At 43.6% G+C, this 26859-nt stretch carries 25 protein-coding genes; 14 read left to right on the top strand and 11 right to left on the bottom strand.

Translation table 11 applies throughout. The features are described from left to right. The first annotated feature begins 13 nt into the window (after nt 1–13). Nucleotides 14–568, top strand: a complete 555-nt coding sequence (locus G3569_RS15420) for a DinB family protein (protein ID WP_165270808.1) — start codon at nt 14–16, stop codon at nt 566–568. On the opposite strand, the gene G3569_RS15415 is transcribed toward G3569_RS15420, so the two are convergent. Together G3569_RS15415 and G3569_RS15410 are read right to left on the bottom strand one after the other, a co-directional pair. Further along, the gene (locus G3569_RS15415) at nt 565–1590 is read right to left on the bottom strand and encodes a glycosyltransferase family protein (protein ID WP_165270806.1); all 1026 of its coding nucleotides are present in this window, start codon (nt 1588–1590) and stop codon (nt 565–567) included. The two genes, G3569_RS15420 and G3569_RS15415, sit on opposite strands and share 4 nt — an antisense overlap. After that, nucleotides 1587–2405: a UDP-2,3-diacylglucosamine diphosphatase gene (locus G3569_RS15410; protein ID WP_165270804.1), complete on the bottom strand. Its 819-nt coding sequence runs from the start codon at nt 2403–2405 to the stop codon at nt 1587–1589. The genes G3569_RS15415 and G3569_RS15410 overlap by 4 nt, the downstream gene beginning before the upstream one ends. A gap of 190 nt (nt 2406–2595) precedes the next feature. On the opposite strand from G3569_RS15410, the gene G3569_RS15405 reads away from it, so the two are divergent. Both G3569_RS15405 and tnpA read left to right on the top strand, forming a co-directional pair. Then, the gene (locus tag G3569_RS15405; protein WP_165270802.1) at nt 2596–3051 is read left to right on the top strand and encodes an OsmC family protein; all 456 of its coding nucleotides are present in this window, start codon (nt 2596–2598) and stop codon (nt 3049–3051) included. Nucleotides 3052–3273: 222 nt separating this feature from the next. Continuing rightward, nucleotides 3274–3753: an IS200/IS605 family transposase gene (gene tnpA / locus G3569_RS15400; RefSeq protein WP_165270800.1), complete on the top strand. Its 480-nt coding sequence runs from the start codon at nt 3274–3276 to the stop codon at nt 3751–3753. A gap of 75 nt (nt 3754–3828) precedes the next feature. Here the strand turns inward: tnpA and gcvP are convergent, their stop codons facing one another. Next, nucleotides 3829–6744 carry an aminomethyl-transferring glycine dehydrogenase gene (gcvP, locus tag G3569_RS15395; RefSeq protein ID WP_165270798.1) on the bottom strand — a complete coding sequence of 972 codons (2916 nt, stop codon included), beginning with the start codon at nt 6742–6744 and terminating at the stop codon, nt 3829–3831. A 317-nt stretch (nt 6745–7061) separates the two neighbouring features. Between gcvP and G3569_RS15390 the strand changes: the two genes are divergently transcribed. From G3569_RS15390 to G3569_RS15365, 7 genes are all read left to right on the top strand, one after another. After that, nucleotides 7062–9077, top strand: coding sequence for an Ig-like domain-containing protein (locus G3569_RS15390; protein ID WP_165270796.1), 2016 nt, complete (start codon nt 7062–7064; stop codon nt 9075–9077). 77 nt (nt 9078–9154) lie between these two features. Next, entirely contained in the window at nt 9155–10216 is a 1062-nt protein-coding gene (locus G3569_RS15385; protein ID WP_165270794.1) for a YncE family protein, read from the top strand. A gap of 8 nt (nt 10217–10224) precedes the next feature. Then, on the top strand, nt 10225–10359 hold the full coding sequence (locus G3569_RS18835) for a hypothetical protein (RefSeq protein WP_276611359.1): 135 nt from the start codon (nt 10225–10227) through the stop codon (nt 10357–10359). Nucleotides 10360–10473: 114 nt separating this feature from the next. Further along, nucleotides 10474–11313 (top strand): ZIP family metal transporter, encoded by an 840-nt coding sequence (locus tag G3569_RS15380; RefSeq protein ID WP_165270792.1) that lies wholly within the window; start codon nt 10474–10476, stop codon nt 11311–11313. A 90-nt stretch (nt 11314–11403) separates the two neighbouring features. Then, nucleotides 11404–11796, top strand: coding sequence for a response regulator (locus G3569_RS15375; RefSeq protein ID WP_165270790.1), 393 nt, complete (start codon nt 11404–11406; stop codon nt 11794–11796). A 142-nt stretch (nt 11797–11938) separates the two neighbouring features. Next, the gene (locus G3569_RS15370) at nt 11939–12958 is read left to right on the top strand and encodes a fatty acid desaturase family protein (protein ID WP_350356571.1); all 1020 of its coding nucleotides are present in this window, start codon (nt 11939–11941) and stop codon (nt 12956–12958) included. Between the two features lie 139 nt (nt 12959–13097). Beyond that, nucleotides 13098–13574, top strand: a complete 477-nt coding sequence (locus tag G3569_RS15365; RefSeq protein WP_165270788.1) for a hypothetical protein — start codon at nt 13098–13100, stop codon at nt 13572–13574. Between the two features lie 3 nt (nt 13575–13577). Here G3569_RS15365 and G3569_RS15360 read toward each other — a convergent pair whose 3' ends face one another. The 4 genes from G3569_RS15360 to G3569_RS15345 form a co-directional block, all read right to left on the bottom strand. Continuing rightward, entirely contained in the window at nt 13578–15056 is a 1479-nt protein-coding gene (locus G3569_RS15360) for a PH domain-containing protein (RefSeq protein WP_165270786.1), read from the bottom strand. Then, a complete protein-coding gene (locus tag G3569_RS15355) occupies nt 15049–15540 on the bottom strand; it encodes a PH domain-containing protein (protein ID WP_165270784.1) in 492 nt (163 codons plus the stop codon). Before G3569_RS15355 ends, G3569_RS15360 begins: the two co-directional genes overlap by 8 nt. A 92-nt stretch (nt 15541–15632) precedes the next feature. After that, nucleotides 15633–15809, bottom strand: a complete 177-nt coding sequence (locus G3569_RS15350) for a histone H1 (protein WP_165270860.1) — start codon at nt 15807–15809, stop codon at nt 15633–15635. 113 nt (nt 15810–15922) lie between these two features. Beyond that, nucleotides 15923–17221 carry an MFS transporter gene (locus G3569_RS15345; protein ID WP_165270782.1) on the bottom strand — a complete coding sequence of 433 codons (1299 nt, stop codon included), beginning with the start codon at nt 17219–17221 and terminating at the stop codon, nt 15923–15925. Nucleotides 17222–17324: 103 nt separating this feature from the next. Between G3569_RS15345 and G3569_RS15340 the strand changes: the two genes are divergently transcribed. Then, nucleotides 17325–17891, top strand: a complete 567-nt coding sequence (locus tag G3569_RS15340) for a hypothetical protein (protein WP_165270780.1) — start codon at nt 17325–17327, stop codon at nt 17889–17891. Nucleotides 17892–17921: 30 nt separating this feature from the next. Here G3569_RS15340 and G3569_RS15335 read toward each other — a convergent pair whose 3' ends face one another. Beyond that, on the bottom strand, nt 17922–19406 hold the full coding sequence (locus G3569_RS15335; RefSeq protein ID WP_165270778.1) for a sensor histidine kinase: 1485 nt from the start codon (nt 19404–19406) through the stop codon (nt 17922–17924). Nucleotides 19407–19596: 190 nt separating this feature from the next. Between G3569_RS15335 and G3569_RS15330 the strand changes: the two genes are divergently transcribed. Together G3569_RS15330 and G3569_RS15325 are read left to right on the top strand one after the other, a co-directional pair. Continuing rightward, nucleotides 19597–21057 (top strand): SDR family oxidoreductase, encoded by a 1461-nt coding sequence (locus G3569_RS15330; protein ID WP_165270776.1) that lies wholly within the window; start codon nt 19597–19599, stop codon nt 21055–21057. Between the two features lie 61 nt (nt 21058–21118). Beyond that, a complete protein-coding gene (locus tag G3569_RS15325; RefSeq protein ID WP_165270774.1) occupies nt 21119–21916 on the top strand; it encodes an alpha/beta fold hydrolase in 798 nt (265 codons plus the stop codon). An 897-nt stretch (nt 21917–22813) separates the two neighbouring features. Here the strand turns inward: G3569_RS15325 and G3569_RS15320 are convergent. Then, complete coding sequence (locus G3569_RS15320; RefSeq protein WP_165270772.1) at nt 22814–23791, bottom strand: Acg family FMN-binding oxidoreductase; 978 nt, start codon at nt 23789–23791, stop codon at nt 22814–22816. A gap of 4 nt (nt 23792–23795) precedes the next feature. After that, the gene (locus G3569_RS15315; RefSeq protein ID WP_165270770.1) at nt 23796–24233 is read right to left on the bottom strand and encodes a hypothetical protein; all 438 of its coding nucleotides are present in this window, start codon (nt 24231–24233) and stop codon (nt 23796–23798) included. A gap of 265 nt (nt 24234–24498) precedes the next feature. Here G3569_RS15315 and G3569_RS15310 point away from each other — a divergent pair, with 265 nt between their 5' ends. Further along, on the top strand, nt 24499–25005 hold the full coding sequence (locus tag G3569_RS15310; RefSeq protein WP_165270768.1) for a hypothetical protein: 507 nt from the start codon (nt 24499–24501) through the stop codon (nt 25003–25005). Nucleotides 25006–25011: 6 nt separating this feature from the next. On the opposite strand, the gene G3569_RS15305 is transcribed toward G3569_RS15310, so the two are convergent. Then, nucleotides 25012–25452 carry a 5' nucleotidase, NT5C type gene (locus G3569_RS15305; protein ID WP_165270766.1) on the bottom strand — a complete coding sequence of 147 codons (441 nt, stop codon included), beginning with the start codon at nt 25450–25452 and terminating at the stop codon, nt 25012–25014. Nucleotides 25453–26859: the final 1407 nt, after the last annotated feature.

Genomic DNA, 26859 nt, shown 5'->3' with positions numbered 1-26859 from the left:
CTCATCTTTTGTTATGCCGCTTTTTACGTGGGAAGAAAACACCCCCTCTCCCAATGAATATGGGGAATTTTATAAAGGATATATTGAACTGGTTACTGAGCCCAATGTTTTACAGGCCCTCATCAATCAAGGACAAAAAACGTATGCCTTTATGCAACAGCTTGCCCCTGAAGAGGCAGACTATCGTTACGAAGAAGGTAAATGGAGCGTTAAAGAAGTTATCGGACATCTTATTGATACCGAACGTATTATGGCGTACCGGGCTCTCAGCATAAGCCGTGGGGAAGAGCAATCACTGCCCGGCTACGACCAAGATGACTATGTGGAAAATGCCGATTTTGATAACCGCAGTATACAAAGTTTGTCTACAGAATATGATGCGCTTCGAAATGCTAATATTAGCCTGTTTAATAGTTTTGATAAGGAACAGACATTACGAAAAGGTACGGCCAATGGTGTAACGGTTTCAGTGCGGGCACTGGTTTACATTATTGCAGGCCATGAACAGCATCACCACAATATATTAAAAGATAGATATGGGTTTGACTCATCACTGCAAGACACCTAGAGCTGAGCTTCTGCTGTCTTCTCGCTGAACACTGCGCTTTCCCTTGTCTGTGAAAGTATATCTTCAACAATAGTCGCTGGATCTGCAATTTCATTTAGAGTAACCGGTTCGTTCTGTTCCAGCCACTTTTCCAATTTATCTTGCTGTTGGGTTAAGCCAGGCAAAGTAGTAGCCCCCAACTGTTTTAGCGCCGCAACGTTACATTCCTGCTCATATTGATTTCGGATGGGCACAGCCAGCAGTTTTTTTCCCAGGTACATCGCCTCAGAGCATGTTTCAAAACCCGCATTACAGATAATTCCCTCACAAGAGGCGAAACTATCCAGAAACTGCTGATGACTGATAGGATGGATCGAAACGTTTTTATCCTGATAATACTGATTGCAATGCGGCGAAAAGATATGCCAATCGACATGCCTAAACGGCGTAAAAACTTCTTGTAACACCTGATGGTGATATGCAGGCAAGTAAACGGTAATATGAGTAGATTTGTTGACCTGTAATTCCCGAATGGCCGATCGGATGAGGGGTGGCTCTATAAAATCATCATAGCGTCTAAAATGAAATCCTAACGTATTAACAGTGGGAGCGAAATGCTTTAATAGGGTCTCTGCTATTAACGACTTTTGTAACGGGCGCGGCGTTTGGGAAGATAAAAAGGCGGCTTGATGACTCAACCCCACTGCCGGCACACCTTCCAGCTTGGCCGACCAGGCTGATACCGGTTCATAATCACTTATAACCAGATCATAATCGGTAACTGATATTGACTGTACATCATTAATAAAACGAATGGGTCGAAAATCACGGAGGGTATCCAACACTGCAATCCCCCCGTTATTATCATATGAAAGACTTACTCCATACTTCTGATATTTAATATCTCCATCAATTGACAGCTTGTTGGTGTGCCCGCTGACCATTACATCCACCGATGCATGTTTTTGCAGTTCGGGGAGGATCTCGCGGGCCCTGCTGATATGCCCTTGGCCCGTACCCTGTATTCCATAAAGTATGTTCATCCTATTACTGCTACTTCTTTATAACGTTGGCGCACCGGTATGGTGACCGACTGTTCTTTGTCGATAAAATCATCTTCAGCGTATTTATACATCTCCCACTCTTTGCCATTATACTCGAGGGCCGTCAGGTTTTCTATCCAATCACCGGAATTCATATAGATGACTGATCCCTCCTCGTTTTCATACCCTTTAATTTTAGGCTGGTGGATATGCCCGCATATCACATAGTCGTATCCATTTTGGATAGCCAAATCCATGGCCGAAATTTCAAAATCATCAATAAACTGAACCGCTTTTTTAACGCTGTCTTTAATACGTTTGGAAAGAGAAATTTTGTCTTTGCCCATCTTTTTGAGCAGCCAATTTACGGCCCGATTTAACAGAATGAGCATATCATATCCTTTGCCCCCTATTTTGGCAACCCACCGGGTCTGCTTCATAGTGATATCAAAAATATCGCCATGGAAAATCCAACACTGCTCGCCATTGAGATTCAATACGAGCTTATCTTTGACGAACAGTGGCCCCAGTTGAAGGCTCGATATTTTTCGGATAACTTCGTCATGATTGCCGGTCAGATAATAGATATCTGTACCATTGGCCATCATGCTGAGAAAACACTTTACCACCTGCATATGCGACTCCGGCCAGTAGTATTTTTTGAAATTCCAGATATCAAAAATATCTCCGTTGAGCACCAGAATACGGGGTTCAATGGAGTTCAAGTACTGGGCTAGTTCTACGGCATGGCACCCTACCGTACCCAGATGCAAATCAGAAAGCACAACAATATCTACTGGTCGTTTATTTGTCATAGATGATCGCGGTTTTTCTTTAAGAAAGGGATCATATATTAACAGACCGTGGCCTAACTTTTAATTCTTAATAACATTTATGTTACCCTAGTTTGATCTGCCAGAGATAAGAGATCAAAACATGGCATCATCTTTTGTACATTATGTATGAATAAATACCGTCAATATTCATCCTTAAACCATTAGTACTATGTCAGCAGATTCCAATAAGAAAAAGATTGTACATGCTCATTTACCTGCGGATGAAGAGTTTACCACTACCCTTACCGCCGGCAGCCACGAACTTTTGGCCGATGAACCTACATCAGTAGAAGGGGGGAAAGATAAGGGCCCCGATCCATATGACTACCTGTTAATGTCGCTGGGCACCTGCACCGTTATGACGGTGAAGATGTATGCCAACAGAAAAGGCTGGGAGGTGGATGATATGTATATGGAGCTGCGCCATAATAAGCGACACGATGAGGATTGCGAAAACTGCGACGACCCGAAAAGTAAGATCGATGTCATTGAAAAGGAACTCATTATTGAAGGGGATTTCACCCAAAAACAACTGGACCGTATGCTGGATATCTCAAAAAAGTGTCCGGTACATCGTACGTTAATGAGCGATATGAAGATTAAGAGTTTTATAAGCCGAAAATAATTTCAACGAAATTATATAGCCATTCACCTTTCCGCCTGACGATGAATCATCAGGCTAAAAAGAAAAACCAAAGCCCACTTTAAGTAGGCTTTAAAAAGATGCTTAACCTACGGATTCATCCCTAGATAAAATAGCAGCAGACTCTTCCATGAAGAAAATTTTTGTAAGGATTTCTTTTCAAATCGATCATACTCTTAAAGGTCAACAAATCAAGAGTATGATATGAGCAATACTTATTCACAAATTTATATTCATCTTGTTTTCAGTACAAAATATCGAGCACCAAGCCTGAAACAAGATTTCGAGCATCAACTCCAATCTTATATCCGAGATCATGCTGAAGATCAGGAACTAAAAATATTAGCCATTGGTGGTACTCAAACTCACCTGCATATTTTATTAATTATGCCACCTAAATTTCCGGTCAGTAAAGCAGCTCAAATTATCAAAGGTAGTTCCTCAAGATGGCTCAACAAGTATCATTTTGATAAAGAAAAGTTCCGGTGGCAGAAAGGATATGGTGCTTTTAGCATTAACAAATCGCTGCTTCCGACCACCATCAATTATATCAAAAGGCAGAAAGAACACCATTCAGAAATAACGTATAAAGATGAATTCGCAGCTTTTTTAGATAAGCATGAGATTGATTATGATAATAGAAAGCTGTTCCCCTCTCCGCCTGAAGATGAAGCACCAGGCTAAGAAGAAAAACCAAAGCCCACTTTAAGTGGGCTTTAAAAAAGGTGCTTAGCCCACGGATTCATCCGTGAACTCAGTTTATTCCACAGCCTCCGGCTCTTGTCCATCAGCATAGGCATCCATCGGCACACAGCTGCACATCAGGTTTCGATCACCATAAGCATCATCCACACGGCTCACTGCCGGCCAGAATTTATCGAACCGGAGGAAGTCGAGGGGGAATATTGCCTTATCACGACTGTAGCCGTGATCCCAATCTTCTACCATCGCAACCCGCATAGTGTGGGGAGCATTTTTAAGTACATTATCCTCGGGATCCGCTTTTTCTTCTTCGATCTCCTGAATTTCTTCCCGAATAGCAATCATCGCCTCACAGAAACGGTCGAGCTCTTCTTTGGATTCGCTTTCTGTAGGTTCAACCATCAGCGTACCCGGCACCGGGAACGACATGGTAGGAGCATGAAATCCGTAATCCATTAACCGCTTCGCTACATCAATAGAACCAATATTGGCTGATTGTTTAAAGGGACGCAGATCCACAATAAATTCATGAGCAGTACGACCGTTCTTACCGGTATACAAGATCGAGTAATGATCTTTAAGCTGCTCTTTCAGGTAGTTTGCATTTAGTATGGCATACTCCGTTGCCTGTGTTAGTCCCTCGCCCCCCATCATTTTGATATAGGCATAGGAGATGGTAAGGATACTGGCACTACCCCATGGTGCTGCTGAAATAGCGGGAATACCATGCTCTCCCCCTGTTTCGATAACAGCATTGCCGGGCAAAAACGGTCCCAGTTCTTCAGTAGCAGCTATTGGTCCCATTCCCGGACCGCCACCGCCATGTGGAATACAAAATGTTTTATGGAGATTCAGGTGACAAACATCGGCCCCAATTTCTGCGGGACTTGTTAACCCTACCTGGGCGTTCATGTTGGCTCCATCCATATAAACGAGCCCGCCATTATCGTGGATAACCTGGCAGATCTCTTTAATATCTTCTTCAAACACCCCATGCGTGGATGGGTAAGTTACCATTAAGGCCGCAAGATTCTCTTTATTGGCCTCCACTTTTTCTCGCAGATCATCGAGATCAATATTACCATGTTCATCACATTTGGTAACTACGACTTCCATCCCGGCCATAACCGCACTGGCAGGATTTGTACCATGGGCAGAATCCGGTACGATAGTAACATTACGATGCTCTTCGCCGTGGTGCTTGTGATAAGCCCGAATCGTCATCAATCCTGAGAACTCTCCCTGCGCGCCGGAGTTGGGCTGCAGCGATACGGCCGGAAACCCAGTAATTGTTTTAAGCTGATCTTCAAACTTTTCAAAAAGTTCGTGATATCCTTGGGCCTGCTCTTCCGGGGCAAAAGGATGAATTTTACCAAACTCGGGCCAGGTCAGCGGTATCATTTCAGCCGTGGCATTGAGCTTCATCGTACACGAGCCGAGTGAAATCATGGAATGAACCAGCGATAGATCCTTATTCTCTAACTTTTTGAGATATCGAAGCATCTCATGCTCGGAGTGATACAAGTTGAAGACCGGGTGTTCCAGGTAACTGGACGTACGATTCAACACATCCGGGAAATCGACTTCAACTGACTTTGACAGAGCCGAAACGTCTACATCATTTTCGCTCTCTTTTAGAGTGGCAAAAATATCCAGTACCTGTTCTACGTGATCCAGGTCCTTAACTTCATCAAAAGAAATTCCTACTGCGGCCTCATCAAAATACCGGAAATTAAACTCCCGGTTCAAAGCAGCCTTTCGAAGCTCCTCTTTTTGCTGCTGGCTATCCAGTGCTATCTTTAAGGTATCAAAGTAGTGTTCGGTCTCAACATCAAAACCAAGCTTCGCCAGTCCTTTATCAGTAATTTTTGTCAACCCGTGAATTCGCTCTGCAATACGCCGTAACCCTTCCGGACCGTGATATACAGCATAAAAGCCAGCAATAACAGCTAACAGCACTTGGGCTGTACAAATATTGGAGGTCGCCTTTTCCCGACGGATATGCTGCTCCCGCGTTTGCAACGCCATTCGATATACAGGATTCTCCTCCGTATCCTGAGAAACCCCAATAATACGACCCGGAATCTTGCGCTTATACTTTTCGCGAGTGGCAAAATAAGCAGCATGTGGACCGCCATAGCCCATAGGCACTCCAAAACGTTGGGTAGATCCCACAACCACATCAGCTCCCATCTCGCCGGGAGGAGTAAGTAAGGTAAGGCTCAACAAGTCAGCAGCTACAACCGCTTTTACCCCGTTTTCGTGTGCTGCTTCAATAAGGTTAGTATAATCTTCTACTGAACCATCCGTAGCCGGATATTGTAACAGGATTCCAAAAAGTTCTTCATCAGTAACATCGAGCTCATTATGATCTCCGACAACCACTTCAATATCCAGTGGCTCTGCACGTCCCTCTACAACTTCTATTGTTTGAGGATGACACTTTTCAGACACAAAAAACTTCTCTGCCTTCTTTCGTTTTGCTCCTCGCCGGGTAGAATAGAGCATCGACATCCCTTCAGCGGCAGCTGTACCTTCATCCAGCAGCGAAGCATTGGCAAGTTCACGTCCTGTTAAATCGGAGACCAGTGTTTGGAAATTAATTAATGCTTCCAAACGCCCCTGTGCAATTTCGGCTTGGTATGGTGTATAGGCCGTGTACCAACCCGGATTTTCAAGAACATTCCGTAGAATTACATTGGGCGTTAACGTATCATGGTAGCCCATTCCAATAAACGACTCATGAATCTCATTTTTCGAAGCCAGCTTATTGAACTCTTCCAGGAACCGATACTCACTCATCGGCTCCTCAAGTCCAAACTCCTCACTAAGTCGTATTCCCTCGGGAATAGTTTCATCCATCAATTGTTCTAGTGACGAGGCATCGATAGCAGAAAGCATTTCTGCGCGTTGCTCTTCGTCGGGTCCTATATGGCGATGTAAAAAGCGTTCCTTATCAAAGTTGATGCTCATTGAAAGCAATGATTTAGTTTTAAAATCGTATTGGTTTGGGTAACAGTGAAGCAGCTGAAACCATTCTCTAAAAAAGAGATTTGTACTGCTTTATTTCACAGGAAAATCAAATGAAAGAAGGTAAGCAAAAACCGCTACAATAAACAGCCAATATCTTTACGAAAGATGGAGTATTACAGCATATTGGATTATATCTCTTTATAAATGTAAAAGAACGTAAGGGATGGGGATGAATCAGGCTCAGCGAAATTTTCAGCTTCATTTTCGTCCCAAATTTCACTTACTTGACCACAAATTACACATTAAAACCTGTTCCTATGAAAAAAGCGATTTCTCTTGCCATCACTCTCTGCTTTATAGCCCTTATTACGGTACCGACGTGGGCTCAAGACAGTTCGTATCAAATTGTTCTACAACCTTCAACGCTGAGCCTCGAGGTCGATGACACTACAACAATAAATGGCAGCATTCTGGATCCCGATGGAAACACCGTTCAGGATTCTGTTGCATTCTACTCACGCAACTCTAAAAGTGTTTCTGTCTCTTCTGATGGAAAACTGAAAGCATTAAAACCGGGAACTTTTGAAATCATTGCCTATGCCATGGCTCCAAATGATGACAGGCTCACCAAAAAATTAACGGTTGATGTTGCCTATCCCCCGGTTACGGACATCAAGTTTGTTAAGATGCCGAAAAAGGTATACACCAAAACCGCTCTCTCTGTAGCATACAAGATCACAGATGCTAAAGGATTTAACAGAGAAAATGTAGAGGTCGAATTCTCCTCTTCTAATAGCAATGTTGCTTATGTAGACCAATTTGAACGTTTACAATCTAAGAAACCGGGAACAACGACCATTACGGCCACTGCAAAAGAGGTGAGTGCAAGCTGGGAAGTTACCGTTATTGAAAACCCTGTAACTTCCATTACTCTGGATCATGAAAAGTCTCCGGTCCGAACTGGTGATGTCGTGCATTTTAAAGCGATCCCTAAAAATAAGAACGGAAAAGCAGTTAACGATGCTCCTGTGCAATATTCTTTTATCTCGCAAACCGATGACAATCTCGGCGAAGCGGCAGCCGGTCAAATTCAACCTGACGGCCGCTTTGTTGCCAATCAGCCGGGATTATATACCATCACCGCGAAATCCGGTTCTGCCGTATCAGAAAGTACCATCCGTGTTAATGCTCGCAATGTTCAACAAGAGCTACAAGTAGTTGGCAAAGGTATTATTAGTGACGTTCACACCTCTGACCTTTGGGTTTGGGAAGGAGTTGATGGAGGCGATTATGCTATTACCGGTACGTGGGGAGGCAATGGAGAGGCCTATTTTTGGGATGTCAGCGATCCGGCAAATATGTCCATCATAGATACCGTTACCGTTGATGCCCGAACGGTCAATGACGTAAAAATATCTAAAGACGGTCGTATTGGTGTGATTACACGCGAAGGGGCATCTGATCGCAAAAATGGAATTGTCATACTCGATGTTAGCGACCCGCACAATGTGAGTATTATTTCGGAATACACAAAAGGACTTACCGGTGGCGTGCACAATGCGTTTATTTATAAGGATCATGTTTTTGCCGTAAATAACGGACGCCGATATGATATTATCGATATCAGTGATCCCAAAAATCCAACAACAGTAAGCCGTTTTGAACTTGATACGCCCGGCCATTCCATTCATGATGTGTGGGTTGAAAACGGTATCGCTTATTCTTCGAATTGGGATGATGGTATTGTTGCTGTAGATGTGGGAAGTACCCCAGCGGCACAATCACCTGAACGACACAGCACCGGGGTGGGTTCCTTGGATAATCCCGTTAAACTGGGCAGTTACAGCTATCCCAGTGGATGGAATCACGCTGCGTTCCCTTTTAAAAGTCAATCTACGGATGACTTCTATGTTATCGCCGGCGATGAAGCCTTCCCCAATGGACTTAATATTGAAGACGGCCCTACCCAACCGGCCGGCTGGATACATTTTGTAAAATTTGAAGACGGATGGGATGCCCCCAAAGAAGTAGCGCGCTACCAAATTCCCGAAGCAGGCACCCATAACTTTTGGGTTAAAGACGACACGCTCTATATCGCTTACTATAATGCCGGACTCCGTATTGTCGATATCTCCGGTGAATTAATGGGCAACCTCTACGAACAAGGAAGAGAAATTGCCAAACATATTCCTACCCATCCCGAAGGCCGCATCTCCAATGCTGCAATGACCTGGGGGCCTCAACCCTATAAAGGATATATCTTTGTATCAGACTGGAACTCCGGTATCTGGGCTTATAAATTACAGGACAGTAATACACAAGGAACAAATTAAGCTTTAGCGATTTAATGGGCACAATAATCAGCCTTATTGTACCCATCATTACTTTCTCTCAGAATAATGTAACCATTATGAAGCTGATCAAATACAGTTCTATTTTTGTAGGAATTATTACCATTTTGGTAAATCCTCTCTGTGCTCAAACCTATCATGCCTATGTAGCTGCAGAATCTGATGACCAAGTTTACCAAATCGCTTTTAATGCTGAAACGGAAGAAGGATCTGTTAGCGATATTATTCCTGTAGGACAGTACCCGACCGAAACAGAAGGGCCCCACGGCATAAATGTGGGTCTTAAAGGAGAATATTGGTATCTCTCCATTGCGCATGGAACTCCCTACGGTTGGCTCTATAAATTTGAAACGGGGTCCAACAAATTTATAGATCGAACAGAACTGGGTATGTTCCCCGCCAGCCTGGAAACCTCAAAAGCAACAGGCCTGCTCTACGTGGTAAACTTTAACCTGCATGGCGATATGGAGCCCAGTACTGTTTCCGTTGTTGATCCGGAAGCAATGAGTGTAATAAAAAATATAAAAACGGGTATAATGCCTCACGGCTCTCGCATTACTGGCAACGGCAAATTCCAGTATCATGTATCGATGATGACCGATGAACTTATGGAGATTAATACCACAAATATGAAGCTTAGCCGTCGTTTGTCGTTATCTCAAAAAGATGACAATCTACCCCGTGTTAAGCCTACCTGGGCTGATCCGCATCCCCAAAAGAACCTGGTTTATGTAGCGGGCAACGGCTCTGATGAAATTATTGAAGTTGACACCGACAACTGGAAAATTCTCCGTCGTTTCGAAGCAGGAAAGGCGCCCTATAACCTGGAAGTCAGTAATAATGGAAAACACCTGGTCGCCAGCTATAAAGGAGAAGCAGCCACCGGCATATGGGATCTGGAATCAGGTGAAGAGGTGGCTAAAGTGGCTAACAGCCGAAAAGTCACTCACGGTGTTAGTATTACTCCCGACAGCAAATATGCATTTATTTCTGTAGAAGGCATTGGCGGACAAGCCGGATCGGTTGATGTTATTAACCTTAACACTCAGGAGCGCGCTGATGTCATAGAAGTAGGTAAACAAGCGGGCGGTATTATCTACTGGAAAACAACATCAAAGTAACAATCTTAATGGGACCTTTACAAAACCAGGCAGTCATCCTGAATGTAATGAAGGATCTCCCTCTCGACGGCAGCAGATGGATACTGGAGATTCTTCGACAAGCTCAGAATGACAAAATCAAAGGTTTTGCAAAGCCCTCTTAATACGGATTGAAAGCAATACATACTTAGCCCCGCCTAAACTTTACTTTTGATTTAGCTTACCTTTTCCTATTATTGCTGATCAAATTTTCACTGTCTAGTTAGTTAAAAGTAGCAATGTTCGAACTCTCAGAACTTAAAGATCTTTTTTACGGCCTGGGCCCCATAACTCAAAGCCTGATTGGCGGTACCTTCACCTATACTCTCACCGCTTTGGGAGCGGCCCTCGTATTTTTTACGAAGCGAGTAAATTACAAACTTCTTGATGCGATGATGGGCTTTGCCGCCGGCGTTATGATCGCCGCCAGCTTTTGGTCCCTGCTTGTGCCTTCTATTGATATGGCCGGTGCTCAAGGGATGATTGAATGGCTGCCTGCTGTTATTGGATTTTTAACCGGTGGTATCTTTCTTCGAATTTGTGATGCCTACCTACCTCACTTACATATTGGATTACCCGTAGAAGAAGCCGAAGGCGTACCCACTACCTGGCGCCGGGCGACATTACTAGTTTTGGCTATCACCTTGCACAATATACCCGAAGGATTAGCAATTGGCGTGCTTTTTGGAGCCGCTGCTTCCGGTATTGAAGCAGCAGGTGGGGCTACGGTAGCCAGTGCTGTTACCTTAGCTATAGGTATTGGTATTCAAAATTTTCCGGAAGGTACTGCCGTATCTATGCCCCTTCGCCGAGAAGGACTTTCGGTAGGTAAGAGTTTTTGGTATGGCCAACTTTCGGGTATTGTCGAACCTATATCAGCTGTTATAGGAGCTGCGGCGGTCTTATTAATTCAACCTTTGCTACCTTATGCTCTGGCCTTTGCTGCCGGTGCCATGATCTATGTTGTGGTAGAAGAGCTCATTCCCGAGTCACAGCATCGGGGCAATGCTGATATCGCTACCATTGGTACTATGGTTGGTTTTAGTGTTATGATGATTTTAGATGTTGCATTAGGATAATTAGTTTAAAACTTCCTATATTCGTATCCTTAATTTTCTTTATGGTAGAATTATACCACAATACTTTTGAGATAGTCTTAAGGAAAACGAATGAGTGAATCTATTCCAGAAAAAAATGTACTTATCGTAGAGGATGACATGATCATCTCTATGGTATTAGAACGAATGATCTTAAAGCTCGGGCACAATGTTCTAAACAAAGTGATAACCGGGCGAGATGCCATCGACAATGCCTTTGATCTCGAACCTGATCTTATTTTGATGGATATCCAGCTTAAGGATGATATCGATGGTATTTCTGCGATGCAGGAGATCAGGAAAGAGTCTGATGTGCATGTCATCTATATTACCGGTAATTCAGATCAATACAATCTATCCCGGGCCAAAAAAACAAATTTTGTAGACTATCTTATTAAGCCCATCCAGATGAGCCATCTCAAAAAGTCTATTCACAAGGCTTTTACATCTAACGGTTCGGAATAATTTTTTTCCCGCTCGCAATTTGTTTTATTACCCCTTACTAATTAGGACCACGGCTTAGGGTATAAACATAAAATGTCAGCAACTCGCATATCTTTTAAGGGCACAAGACAAGCAAAATTTTGCGCGTGAACTGAAGCAAAAGGTGAATGCCTATTTTGAAGAAAACAATATCTCAAAGCATGCAAATGCTCAAATGGTTGCCAAAACCATCATTTTGCTTACCTTCTACTTTGGAACATATGGGCTTATCATAAGTGGACAATTTGGGTTATGGGGCATGGCTCTTCTGTGTGTGCTGCTAGGCATAGGCATGGCAGGTATCGGCTTTTCAATATCCCATGATGCCTTGCACGGGGCCTACTCACCGAACAAGTATGTGAACCAAATACTGGGATATACCTTTGATATGTTGGGGGCCAACAGCTATATCTGGAAAATAACCCACAATATCATCCATCATACTTATACCAATATTTATGAACATGATGAAGATCTGGAAGTAGCTGCCTTTATTCGGTTGTCTCCCAATGCCGAATACAAACCGGTACACCGGGCCCAACATATACTCGCTTTTTTTGCCTATGGATTTGCCAGCCTTTTTTGGGCTTTTGTGAAAGACTACAAATACTTCCTGCAATCTAGCCTGGGGCCGTATGAAAACAAGACTCACCCTATTAAAGAATGGATTATCCTTTTTGTAACAAAAATCATGTATTACGGGTACATGCTTGTGCTACCCTACCTTTTGCTTCCCATTACGTGGTGGCAACTGGCTATAGGCTTTCTGATTTTCCAATTTACTTCTGGTATTATCCTGGGAGTTATTTTTCAGCTGGCCCATGTTGTGGAAGAGACCGAACACCCTACGGAAAATGAAGATGGAAATATCGAAAATGCATGGATGGTCCATCAGCTGGAAACGACTTCTAATTTTGCGCATGACAATCACCTGTTATGCTGGTATATCGGGGGACTTAATTATCAAATTGAACACCATCTCTTTCCAAAAGTGTGTAGCATTCACTATCCCGAAATCAGCCATATTGTTCGTGAAGTTGCAGAAAAGTATGATGTCCCCTATAACTACCACGAATCGTTGGGAATTGCCATTAAGTCGCATTACCAAACACTTAAAAAGTTTGGAAGCCCGGCTACGGCTTAAAAAACTGTTGCATTACTGCCCTGCCATTACTATTTAACATATATGTAAAAGACGAGTCGCTTTACCTTTTTCGTCTTTTGCTGCTCCGTTACATATTCAGCCGCAATACCGATTATAATCGGAAATAAAAGGAGGAATTATGGAAGCGAATTTATTAATGGCAGCATTTTCTGGTTTCATAGGGGCCGTCATACTCACCTTGCTAATCTATCTGCTCAAACTTTTTGGTTACGATCTGGATATCCCCTATCTCATTGGTTCTCGTTTTGTTGGAATCCAAAATAAAAGTCGAACATATACTGTGGGTGTAATAGCCCACCTTCTTATTGGGGCAGGATGGGGTGTTTTGTATGTCTTCTTAATAACTGCGATGGTTGTTACCCCCAACTGGCCCATCGGTATTTTATGGGGCTTTGGCCACGGTATCTTCGTGGGTTCGATGATGGGCATTCTTGCCGAAAACCATCCCCATATCGGTGAGGATAAAACAATTTCAGATCCGGGCATACTCGGTCGGCGATGGGGAGCGCTTATGCCTTACTTTATTCTTGGGCTACATGTTATCTTCGGTATAGTTACCCTGGCGATCTATCACAGCATCGTCTTTGCCCAGTAACAGTTACTCAATAGCTGACGGGGAATCTTCCTCATAACTGTCAGTTTCCAATGGCTGCTGAAGTTCATTATTACCATTAGACAACCAATGTTTATAGGTAGCTGCTTGTTTCTCTAATAGTTCCCGTACCTTAAATGAACGTCCCTGGTTACCGCTGGCTACATGAACAATCAGGTCCGACAGATCAAGCCGTGTCTGAAAAGGATTCTGTTTTATCTCTACAGCCTGTACCCGGTATTTTTTAATAATGGCTGTCGTTTTTTTCAACAACCGCCAGCTCAAAATGATGGTATCTTCTCCTGATTTCACTTCAGCATCACGATATTGCTGATATCCCAGTAGTAACATAAGCGGTAAAATAAGCCACGAGTAAACGCCATAAGGAACCATACTCCAAACTACGGCAATGATAATCAATGAAAGCCATACCATCCGCAACAGATATCTTCGCAATCCTTTTTTGCTGATTTGTACCCTTTTATCCACGGGTACATGATACTCCGGTATCACCTCATCTATAAAGGTACGCAGGCGCTGTTTGGAAATAAGAGGAAAAAGTGTGCTTGAATTCCCCTGATCTTCACCATAGCCTGCACTTTCAATCACGAGAGCTGCATACCCAAACGGTTGACGCAGAATGCCCTCCTTAACCTGTACTGCCTGAATACGATTGAAAGGAATAGTCAATTGCTTACGTTCGAAAAGCCCCTTGGATATGTGCAAATCATCTTCTCGTACCTCTACCTCAAAATCATAATAGGTAATAATGGTACTAACAAATGAGAGTACCCAGGCTGCCAAAACCATCCCCACAACAGAAATAGCCACAATAGAGAAAGAAGTGAAGTTAGGCAGGTGGGTTTCAATAAAACGAAGAATCTGTTCGTCAGATACAACCTGATCCAGCTGTGAAAAAACTGCACCCACTACTGAAAGAGCAACTCCCATTCGTCCAGACGTTGTAGCTGCAATAACAAGATCACGATTATCAAGGGTATAAGTTTTATTCGCTTTTTCTTCACCTGAGACTGTGGCAGTCTGCTGCTCGCTCCCTTGGCGTAGCAGTTTTTTTAGTTTCTCTGCCTCTTTTCGACTGATAGCGTTAATTTTTGCTTCTTTTGAACTACTTCCGGCTGTTTTTACCTCTACCGCTACCAGGCCAAATACCCGTTGAATCACTCCGGCTGTAATATCAATAACCTGTATACGATCGGAAGTTAAGTACAGTTTTTTGTGAACAAATACGCCCTGTTCAATCTTCAACTCTCCCTCGTTGACACTGAAACGAAAACGAAGCCATGAGATGCCCCCCCAGATTAGCAAAGCTATAAAAGTGCCAAATATCCAGTAGAGAGTATAATCTCCTTGTTTGCCTCCACTCCCTACAAAGATAAGAATCAAAATAGTAATGAAGTTAGCCTTAATAATATCGAAGGCATTGGCAAGAGCAGCAACCGGATGTTGGCGTTGTGCGTCAAACATCTTCTTTGGCAAGTCGGGCAAATTTTGAAATTCTATCGCGTACTATATCGGCAGTTTCTTCGTCCAGAGCCGGAATACGGTGTGTTGTAGCGGCCGTTGAAATCGTGACATCAGCCAGACCATAGGAACGCAAAATAGGTCCCTGTCGGGTATCGACATGCTGTACGCGCTTTACCGGTATTAAGGTGCGGGTGATAATAAAGATTCCGCTTTGAAGATCTACCTCATGTTCATCAACCTGGTAGTACCAGTGTTGCCAACGAATCTCCGGTAGAAAAAATATAATTAATCCCGACACAATAAGCAGTACTACAGAGATGCTCACGATTACCCATGTAGAAAAGCCCATTTCGTTGGGACTGAAGGTATTATAAATCCAAAAGAAGAGTGGCACTAATATAAAAAACAAACAAGCAATTGCCGTAGAGAGGCGCCATGCCTTAATAGCCGATTTTGATAATTTATGCTCGGGCGAAGTACGCATATATTATAAGATCTAAAATAATATTAACTACTAGAAAGCAGATACAAAAAAAGCCACAATAAAGTGGCTTTTCAATAAAAATCGGATAAAAATTATCCGTTATTTTTGATATCCTGGATTTCAAGACGTACTTCCTGGGAAAGCTTTCGCAGGTTTTGGAGCCCCTTACGAGTTCTGGTACCGGCTGCTTTGTTTCCTTTTTCGTAGAACTTTGTCATATCTTCTTCGACACCTTCTACGATATTTTTTAATTCATCAAATCGGCTCATTTTTTTATCCATTATGTTGTTGTTAAGAGGAAAGGACTTTCTTTCCCTTGAATGCTTTCATTCAAATAATAGGCCTAATGTAGCATATTCTACGTTAAAAGGCCGTAATTATTTTAATTTTCTTTGTTACCAATCTTCACATCCTTGGCATCGGGCACGGTGTACAGAATGGCAAGCCCCACTATAAATAGCAGAACGATAAAGCTCATGCCAATACGCTGGCTGCTAAACATGTAGGTTAACCACCCTACCAGAGGCGGGCCCAAAAATGCCGTTACTTTACCCGAAAGTGCCATAAGCCCAAACATCTCGTTTTGCAGATCGGGAGGAGAAACACGAGCCATATACGTACGACTTGCTGCCTGAACAGGACCTACAAAAATCCCTAAAGCCAATCCTAATCCCCAAAACCAGTTAAGTGTGGTCACTAATAATACCCCTGTTGTGGTAATAATCAATCCTACCAGGGCGAACATCATGGTCTTCTTACTTCCCAGCTTATCATCAAGCCATGCAAACAGAGCGGCACCAATACCGGCGGTTACATTTAAACCGATACCAAACATAAGCACATCGGTCTCATCCATATCAAAGGTGCCGGCGGCGTATATTCCTCCAAACGCAAATACCGTAGCCAGTGCATCAATAAAAATCATGCGTGCAATCAAAAAACGAACGATATGCCGATATTGTCTTACATTTTTAATGGTATTTACCAGCTGTTTCCAGCCCGACTTTGCCGCACCTAAAAAGGAGATTCCACTTTTGGGGCGATCTTTCGTAAACAGAAACATTGGAATAGAAAAGATAAAGTACCAAACAGCCACCAATATAAAGGTAGCCCGCACGTGTTCTGCTGATGCTTTTTCTAAGCCGAAAGGAGGGTTTTCAACATCCACAAATACGAACAGAGCCACTACCAAAGCGGCAAGTCCGCCGGCATACCCCAACCCCCAGGCCCAGCCCGACCATCGGCCCATGCGTTCTTTCGTAGCCAAATCGGGGAGCATAGCATTATAAAAAATGATTGCAAATTCAGAACCCACCGTACCCAGAAATACCAATGCGAGACCAAACATCGCGAACTCTTGTGATGGTTCTACCCACCACAGGCCTGCTGTGGCAAATATGCAGAGCAGCGAAAACCAGCCTATCCAGGGCTTTCTGCGCCCCAATTGATCGGCAACAGCGCCAATAAACGGTGCTGCCAGCGCTACTAACAGCCCGGCAGCCCCGATGGTATACCCCCATTGAGAGCTCCCAAGCGTATCGTTTTTGGCTACCGAGCCCATAAAATAAGTTGCAAACACAAACGTTTGTATGACCACAAAAAAGGCACTGTTGGCCCAATCATAAAGTGCCCACGAAAAGAGCCCGGCAAAAGAGTCGGGTGTTTTTTTAAACTTGTTCATCTGTCATTTTTATATAAAATTCATACCAAGTATGATTGGAATAATTGGGAAATGCAATTTGTTATAGCAAGCACATATCCATCGACTAAACTGACCGACTATTATGAAGTCTAAGCAACAAGATCTTATTTACATTTACGATTCTGATCATCAGAAAATTATTATGATTGATAGTGAAACCGGCGAACAGGTAGATAAAAAGGATGATCAAATTACCTCGATGCTCAAATACCTGCACCATGAAGGGCGGCAAATACTATTGCGGAAATTTGCTGTATGGTGTACCCGGCAGATCAACGATAAGCTCAAACCAATGCAGAAGAAGATCCTAGATCTGGCAGAAGAAGCTATCAGTCAAAAAGCCACAACCGAAGAGCTGGAGGAGTTATATAAAGAAACCGAAGGTGCTGCGGTGGCAACGGATTCTGTGGGTCTGCGACAAGGCAAAGAAAGTGCCCCGGCATACCTTGCTGCTCGTGAATGCATTAATCCCGACCCCCTGGAAGGTGCTATACAGGCTGCTCGTTTTCATCGTATTTGGAGTGAAATGCAACAGAAAGAGGATAGCAAAAAAGTTCTCAAAGAGGTAAAGGCAGAGGCAAAAAATGATACCATTATACAAGTAGAACAGCAACAAACAGATTATTTGCTTGATCTGATGAATCAATAATCAACAGGACGGCACTCAGGCGAGAATACCTTATTTATTTAGTGCAAAAGTAAATTTAAAAGCAGCACCACTCTCGCCATCAGTGATAATCTCTGTCTCTGCTTCCAGCTGTGTTGCAAATGTTTGTATCAGCATAGACCCTAGGGATTCGCCGGAACCAAAACTAAAATCGTCGGGCAGGCCCGGGCCGTTATCAGCTACCATCAGTTCAACCTTACCATTTATTTTTTTTAAGGATACCGTCAAGACGCCTTTTTGACCGGCTGTAAATGCATGTTTAAACGCATTTACAACCAGTTCATTCACAAGCAATCCGCAAGGAATTACGTGGTCGATATCAATATCAGCAGGTTCTAGATCAAATTTTAATTCCACGTCGCTACTGTATTCAGTAAACGTGCCATGGATCGCTTCCACAAGTTCGTGCAGGTAGTTATCCAGCTGAATATCAGATAGCGACTCCGTTTGGTACAGTTTATCGTGGATAAGCGCCATCGACTGAATACGCGACTGGCTATCCTTTAATACATCCTGTGCTTTTTCATCTTCCGTACTGTCCAGCTGTAATCCGATGAGACCGGATATTATGGATAAGTTATTTTTTACCCTGTGGTGAATTTCACGCAGAAGTACATCCTTTTCGTCCAGTGATTCCTGGATACGTTCCGTTTTGTGATCAACCTGCTGACGTAAGCTCACAATCCACGCCCCAATTGCCAATAAAATTACTACCAAAGCTCCAATACCTATAGAAAAGTAGTAGCGAGGAACACCGGCATATTCAAGTCCGGCAGGAGTTCGCAAATATATTGGATAATATATTGCCCCGGTCTTACTTCTATACCTTCCAAGTATTCCCTTCACCTGAACTTTATCTCCGATACTTAACAGTTCAAAGTCAAACTCATTGAATTGTTTATGGAAGTTGGACAAATAGATTACCAACGGTTCATCGATCGAACCTTCAGTCGACACCTCTAGGTATTTCCCATTATCAACTTTGCCTTTATCAATAATCTTTGCTGTTCCCCCTACCAGCATGCCGATATATTTTTCGGGCTTGTCAGCAACATCAGAGAATGAAACAGGTGTAAACGTTTTATCTACTTCGGAAAAAACTCTGTAAGACTCCACATATATCTCATTCATTCCGTCATAATTTTGCAACTCCCCGGTTACAACAAGACTATCTCCCACTTCAAATGAAGCCCCTATATCTTTACTAAAAAGGGGGAACCCGGTGTGCTCGTTTTGCAGAAAGGCTTTCAAATTATTGGTATGGATTTGACCCGAGGCCGTATTAACTATGCCGCCTACCGTTACGGTAGAGCCAAGATAGTCAAGCGTATCATCCTGGTTAGCGTCCATCCGCAGGGTAGAATATGACCACAAAGAATCACTCTTATTCTGAGACAACGCACTTTGTGAAAAACTCAACATCATTACCAGGTATAATAATGATACCTTAGCTGTCAGAAACAGTAAGCCACTATTATTCTGCAAATAATGTTTCATACTTTGAGAAATGAAGCAGAACAAAAGAAATAATCTCCTTAAAATACCTTTTTTAAAACCTAAACACTTTTTATTTCTTGCAAAGATACAAACTTTAGCCTGAAAACTATAACACATGTGGTACTATTTTTTGAACCTTTTATCATAAAACTCGTGTTACTATCCTCTAACCTATAACCAGAAAAAAGTTATGGCTAAAGATATACACTGTTTAGTTACGGGTGTCACCGGTTATATCGGCGGACGGTTGGTTCCCCGTTTACTTGAAAAAGGATACCGGGTTCGGGTACTCTCCCGGGATACCTCACGCCTGCAAGGCCGCCCATGGATCAATGAGGTTGAAGTCGTACAGGCCGATGTATTACAACCCCAAACACTGGGGCAAGCGTTCGAAAACATTGATGTCGCCTACTACCTTATCCACAGCATGAGCGGAAATAACAGTTCCGGCTTTCACAGTCGAGATATCCAAGCTGCCCGAAACTTTAGCCATGTAGCTGAAGAAGAGGAGGTCGAACGTATTATCTATCTGGGGGGGCTGGGAGATCCTGAAGATCAATTATCAGAACATCTCGCTTCAAGGCAGAAAACAGGACAAGTCCTGCATGATTCTAACGTATCAGTAACGGAATTTCGCGCTGCCGTTGTGGTGGGCTCGGGCAGCAAATCTTTCGAAATGATACGATACCTTACCGAACGCGTACCAATCATGATCTGCCCTTCGTGGGTATACAGTAAAGTTCAACCCATTGCAATTCGTGATGTGTTACAGTATTTAGTTTCAGTACTGGAAAAGCCGGAAACCAAAGATGAGATCATTGAAATCGGCGGCAACAGTGTTATTACCTATGGGGATATGATGCAGATATATGCCAAAATTAATGGTCTGAAACGCCTTCTTATCCCCGTTCCCGTATTAACCCCCTCACTTTCCTCGCATTGGGTGCACTGGATGACTCCTGTCCCTGCATCCCTGGCACGTCCTCTTATTGAAGGTCTCAAAAATGATGTTATTGTCAAGGATGACAAAGCAGCTAAACTATTTCCGGAAATCAATCCCCTGACCTATGAGAAAGCTGTAGAACTGGCAATGGTTCGTATCAATACTGAGGATGTAGAAACGACCTGGAATGATGCGCTTATCAGCAGCAAAGGAAATGAGAAGCCTGTTATGCTCAAGTCCAAACAGGGACTCAACATTGAACGTCGCATGCGAAAAGTTGAGGCGACACCACAGCAGGTCTTCGATACCTTCAGCAGCCTGGGCGGCGAAAAAGGGTGGCTTGCTTATGAATGGGCCTGGAAATTGCGCGGTATATTAGATCGATTAGTGGGAGGTGTAGGATTCCGGCGGGGACGACGTCATCCCACGGAGTTGCGTGTGGGCGATGCCCTCGACTTTTGGCGGGTAGAAGCCATAAAGCCGGGTCAGCTACTGCGACTGCGTGCGGAGATGAAAGTACCGGGCCGTGCCTGGCTGGAGTTTCAATCCCTCGCCCAGGAAGACGGGAAAACAAAATTAGTACAAACTGCGTATTTTGCCCCCAAAGGACTTCTGGGGCTGCTATACTGGTATGGTCTATATCCCCTGCATGCACTTATTTTTTCCAGTATGATCGACAACATTGCCGCAGAAACAACTTCCTCATAATAACATACTTCATATTTGAAAGCCCCTTTACCTTTTGTAGTTTAATAGCCGATAAAAATTTATGCTCTATTATAAAACATATCACAAAAGTGAAGACGCCGAATGGGTTGTGTTTGTACACGGTGCCGGTGGTAGCTCTTCTATCTGGTTTAAGCAGCTCAAGGCTTATAAAGAGGCGTTCAATGTATTGATGGTGGATCTGCGCGGCCATGGCAAATCGAAGGGCATGCTCCAGCAATATTATGAGGACGAATATTCTTTTAAGATGGCCAGCCAGGATATTATCGACGTTATCGATGATGCCGGTATCGAAAAGGCTCATTTCGTAGGCGTTTCTCTGGGTACTATTATCATACGAACAATCGGTGAAATGGAGCCCGACCGCGTACAATCGATGGTGATGTGTGGGGCCATTATGCGACTGAATATCCGGTCGCGCTTTCTTGTCTCGCTGGGACATCTTTTCAAAAAGGTGGTGCCTTTTATGTGGTTGTACAAACTCTTTGCCTGGATCATCTTGCCTCGAAAACGCCACTCCGAATCCCGTAATTTGTTTATCCGGGAGGCAAAGAAACTCTATAAAAAAGAGTTTATGAAATGGTTTAATATGACCCATGAAGTCAATCCACTGCTAAAGTATTTCCGTGAAAAAGAGCTGGAAATACCTACACTTTATGTGATGGGCAGCGAAGACTACCTGTTTCTGCCCCCTATTAAGAAGATGGTTGACGACCACAAGGAATCGGTCTTAAAGGTCGTGAAGAAATGCGGACATGTGGTGAATGTAGAACAGCCTGATACTTTTAATAAGGTCTCCCTCAACTTCCTTAAGTCCGGTAGCCTGTCGCCCCAAGGTTGAACAATATGGCACGAGCGAGACGCTCGTGCCATTGGTTACCAATAATTCTTTGAAACTAACCTTGGCGTCAAGGTTAAAAGGGAGCCAAGTATATACAGATGATATTTCTCACCACCTTTCGGCGGTTCGAAATGACTTATGGAGAATTGGCTGCTCGAAATCACCAATCCCCCCCCAATCAATAGATAGCGCGAGCGTCTCTCTATACAATATAGGAATTGATCATTCTCCTGCACCTCCTCCAAGGAGGAACGCCGTGTTAAAAAATTCAGTCGCCGAACTCCCGATCTTACTTAGTTGCTTTTCACTCAAAAAAACACCCCTCCCGCTACGCGGGGCTCCCCTCAAGGGGAGATAAGTAACGGTTTACAGTCCTTCCTCACCTAATTGCCATTCACACAGTCACTCTTTATAAAACCTCTCCCTATACCTGTCGGAACAACCGATTTCAGAATTTTCAGGCGGTTACTTTTTCATCACTGAAAAAACAAACTAAATATTCTCAACGCCTGTCATCGCGAGCGCAGTGAAACGTAGCGCGGCGATCTCCAAGATATAGCTCCTAATAGTTTGAAGGTTTCCCTTCAGATACTACGCGATCCTGTTCAGGGAGATTACTTCTTCGGCAAGCCTCCTCCCCGTAGAACGGGGCACAGCGTAATGACATTGCTTTTACTTTTGAAAAACGTTTCCCTCCCTGAACTTTTAGGGAGGGAAAAGGGTGGGTCAATAATTGTTGCCACGAGCGGGCCCTCGCTCCAGACAAAGCAAAACAAGGATTTCGCACTACGTTCGAAATGACTCCTAGATTTAAAAATAAGTATCCCTCACCATAACTCCCCAAAGTCATCTAGAGCCGTTGGCTGGCGTACCGACTCAACACAACAGTTTTTACCGCTACGCCTTTTCTATTACTTCTTCTACGTCTCTTCGCTCAGAATAGGGCATCGTATCAGAATAGCCGAAACGAATGAGCATCAAAGGAGTTAACCCCACTAAATTAAGCCGGTATGCCAGGGCCTCACGTATCTTTGGTTCTTCACACGGCATATTAACGTGAGCATGACTAATTCCCAACTTAGTGGCCGTAAGAGCAAAACGCTGGAAAGCACGTCCCAGGCGAACCCAGTGAGTGATATTGTTATGAGTAACTGCAAAAAGCATTAAGCCGGCAGAGGCATCAATCAGCTGTGACCACCGCCGGGCTTCACTTTTCGCTGAAATAAGATGCTTCATTAGTGTTGTCCCAACAAAAGAAGGCATACTGGGCAGCCCCAAACATTTTGCACGTAAGCCGTCTCCTTCTAGCTTTGCATTCTGATCAGAAAAGCGTGTCCACTGCAACAGCTCTTCGATAAATTTACGATCCTCGAACTGCTTACTACTGGCGGATAGAATAAACGGCTTAATCTCTTTCATCTCTCGTTTACCGACAAATGTTAAGACTTCTACTCCCCTGAAATCAAAAGAGTTCTCTAACGCTTGCAGCTCTTCTTGAGGTACTTCTTTATCTTCATATTTATTCCTCCTGGTTTGACGTATTTTGATAGCATCCACTAACTCATCAACCTCAATAGTGGAATCTCGTTTTAACGCAACGGATATATAATCCCTATCCTCTTTCGATCGCATTACCGTTATGCGGGGACGTAATCCCATAGAAGTCGCAGCAATAGCTATATTTTCGGCGGCACACCCTAAGCTTATAAATAGTTCGTGGTGGTCACTGTCTACAACCGGCATTGCACGATCGAAATCAGGATAAATACGAATTTCGCCCTCTTTAAGTGAAAAGAGCCACGGTTGGGTATTATGTCCGGAAGGTGCTTGTATGCCGTATTCTACCAATCTTTCAAGGGTTATTGAATTAATCATAGTCTTATTTTTTTAATGGATTCACAGGTAATTGAATGATAGATTCAATGCTAAACAGCAACATTGCTATCCCCACCGAACCGTAAATCAGTTGCAGAGGTGGATTAGGGTGATAACCGATCATCAAAATTTCTACCCCTATCCAAATTATAAGAGCCCCGCTTAACAAAAGGGCACCATAACTACCCCAGGGATATCTTTTGATGAGACCATATAATACTATTGTGGGATAGATGCCGAGCACTGTAAGAAGAATTGCTCCGGGAATGCTATAATCACTGAAGGGGGAAGATTCCAGTAGATTCAACGGCATCTGAAGGGTAGCTCCCGACGGATCCCAAACTAATGCTCCACCTCCGTATAGTCCACTCACGGCTTGGAAAAAAACCAAGAACATAAGGATATAAAGGCTTAGAAAACCACTATCATTATTTTTTTCCATAACGAATCCTCCTTTCACTTTGATATCGTTTTTCGGATTGATCCGGCATTCTCTTTTACTATTGAAATAACTGTGCCAAAGGTATTATCAGCCCCTAAAAAGCAACGAAGACCATATAACAGAAATGGATACCGCCTTAAATCTTGCACTCATGCTACTCTCTTTGCAACCCTGCAATAGTTATTTGAATATTTTTCCCGTTGATAATTATTGAATTAATGCTACTTTCTACTTGAGTCATTCACTCCCAGAAAATTGATAACCTATGAACACGACCTTTTCGACCTTTATACTACTCATTCTATTTTTCATAACCGCTCCACTCAAAGCCCAGGATGCTTCTGCGGATGCAGTGATCGATGACCTTTACAACACGATCTCATTTAGTCCCGATAATGACCCGGACTACGATGCTTTCGAAACGCTCTTTACCCAAAACAGCAGATTAATCAGCGTGGGAGATACCAGCTCGGTAACACTGACACCGGCTGATTATAAAAAAGCGATGCTCCGACAGCGTGAGGAAGGCAAAATTATTGCTTTCAAAGAATATGAACTGCATCGCAAAACGGAACAGTACGGTCCTATCTTGCACCTGTTCAGTACCTACCAAGCGGAGTTGCAAACCCCCGATGGTGATACCATCCTCCGGGGCATCAATGGCATACAGATGATGAAAAAGGATGGGCAGTGGAAGGTAGTTTCTTTAATATGGCACGAAGAAGATAAGGCCCATCCACTTCCCAAGAAATACCTCCCTGAAGAAAAATAGCTACAGCTAGCCTAGCAGGTAATTGAGTACCGCATCCCAATCGTGAAAAGGGGCTTTGCCATACTGGATATGTTCGCCTTCGAAGTCTTCTGCTCCGTTGGCGGTACGATCGTCGATCAGGTAATCTCCTTTGTTGAGATGCTTGTTGTGACTTAGAATCAGCCGTTTGTAGCCGACCTCGGGCAGGTGCCGCTGTACCCACTTGACTTTGTCGATCCAGGCCGTGGGATTGCCCCAGGGTGCTGTAGATAGAATATAGGTATCGTAATGGTTGCTTAAGGCCCGGAAGCCCTCAATGGCTCCATCAATGGGAGGCAGATCGCTAAAGAAGTTGGGAATTTCATCAAGATCGCCCTCGTACTCTTTTTTGAGCTCTTCGGAGAGCTGCTCTACGCCCCAGGGGAAATCCACAAGGACGTTATCCATATCTACATATACAATTTCCATCTGATTGATCTGTTTCTTTTCTGGTCTGTTGCCTTATAATAAGGAATAACAAACAGCGACTCTATTTCAATTGTTTTTGTTCTGATGAGATCTGCTTTTAAAACCAAGGGGGGATATCACTTTTCAATAAAGTACTTAATTCTCTGGTCCTGCTACCCAACAAACGGATGAGTTTCTCTCCCCCTTTTCGGCGGTTCGAAATGACTCATGGGCTATTTGCTGTTCTATACTATCAACTTTCCCGGACAAACTTGTACCAGTATCGGGATATATTCGTTCCGACGCAAAGCATCGGAACGAGATCGAAAAGTATCTTTTTAGATGCTACGCACACCTACGCTAGGGGGAAGCCCTTGGCGTAGGTATGACTTCGGTGCACTTCGCAAACCTATTCAAGGAATCCTTTGACTTCACTCCGTTACGTTCGGGATGGTACTGCTTTTATAAGGTTTTCAATTGGGGAGATTGGTGCTTTATAAACAGATAAATGGTATCATCCCCCTTACCCCCTTCTGATTACACCCAACGCCTTTCATTCAGATAATGCCCGAAGGGGGACTTTTTCTTGCCCTTCAACACAACTCGGAAAAGGAATCCCTCCTCGAGGAGGGTGGGCAATTCGTGGGTTTCGAATTGGTCGGGAGGTGTTCCGTTCTCGAAAATAGCTCTATGATATATGCCCCCTTTAGATACTACGCGAACTTGTTCAGGGAGATCCCTCGGCTTCACTCCGTTGCGCTCGGGATGACTGCTTTTATAAGGTTTTCAATTTTGGAGATTGGTGCTTCATAAACAGATAAATGGTATCATCCTCTAAACGAGCAGATGTTTCAAAGGACCATCAAATGCTCCCGCAGAATGTTCGGAGCCGGGTTCAGAATTCACAGCCGGTAACTTTTATCCTGTTTTTTGGTCGATCAAAAAACGGGAGCATACAAGATCAATGCTACCATCTTTTTCCACCTTTTGGCTTGATCCAAAAGGCTCGTAAAAAATCAAGACTAAGAATTGTGGATCAACTCCGGTCTGCAGTATGCGCGTATTTTGATGGTCCTCTCACAAGGAGAAACCGTTTCACCGAAGATCACCGGTACAAAATACACACCCGCATACTTTGACCTTCGTTCACAATTCTAATGCCGTTTGGGAAAACCATTTAGAGATGGGCGATTTCAAAATCAGGGGGGGGGGCAATACTATGCTCCCAGTACCTTTTTTGGTGTTTCCAGCTTTGCTGGTGCGCCTACCGGGGGATCGTCACTGAAAAATGAACCTGCCCTTCCTGGCAAATTCGTCCCGACGCAGAGCTCAACTATGCTAAAGTGCTAATCTGCCGGAGTTTCTAACGCAGGTAGGCTTCGTTGAACAAGGCATCCGAACGAGATCGAAAAGTATCTTTTTAGATAC

It is taken from the genome of Fodinibius halophilus (assembly GCF_011059105.1).
In the GTDB taxonomy this organism is placed as follows: Bacteria; Bacteroidota; Rhodothermia; order Balneolales; family Balneolaceae; genus Fodinibius; species Fodinibius halophilus.
Note: the sequence above shows the minus strand (reverse complement) of the source record. Positions and strands in the feature narration are given on the sequence as shown.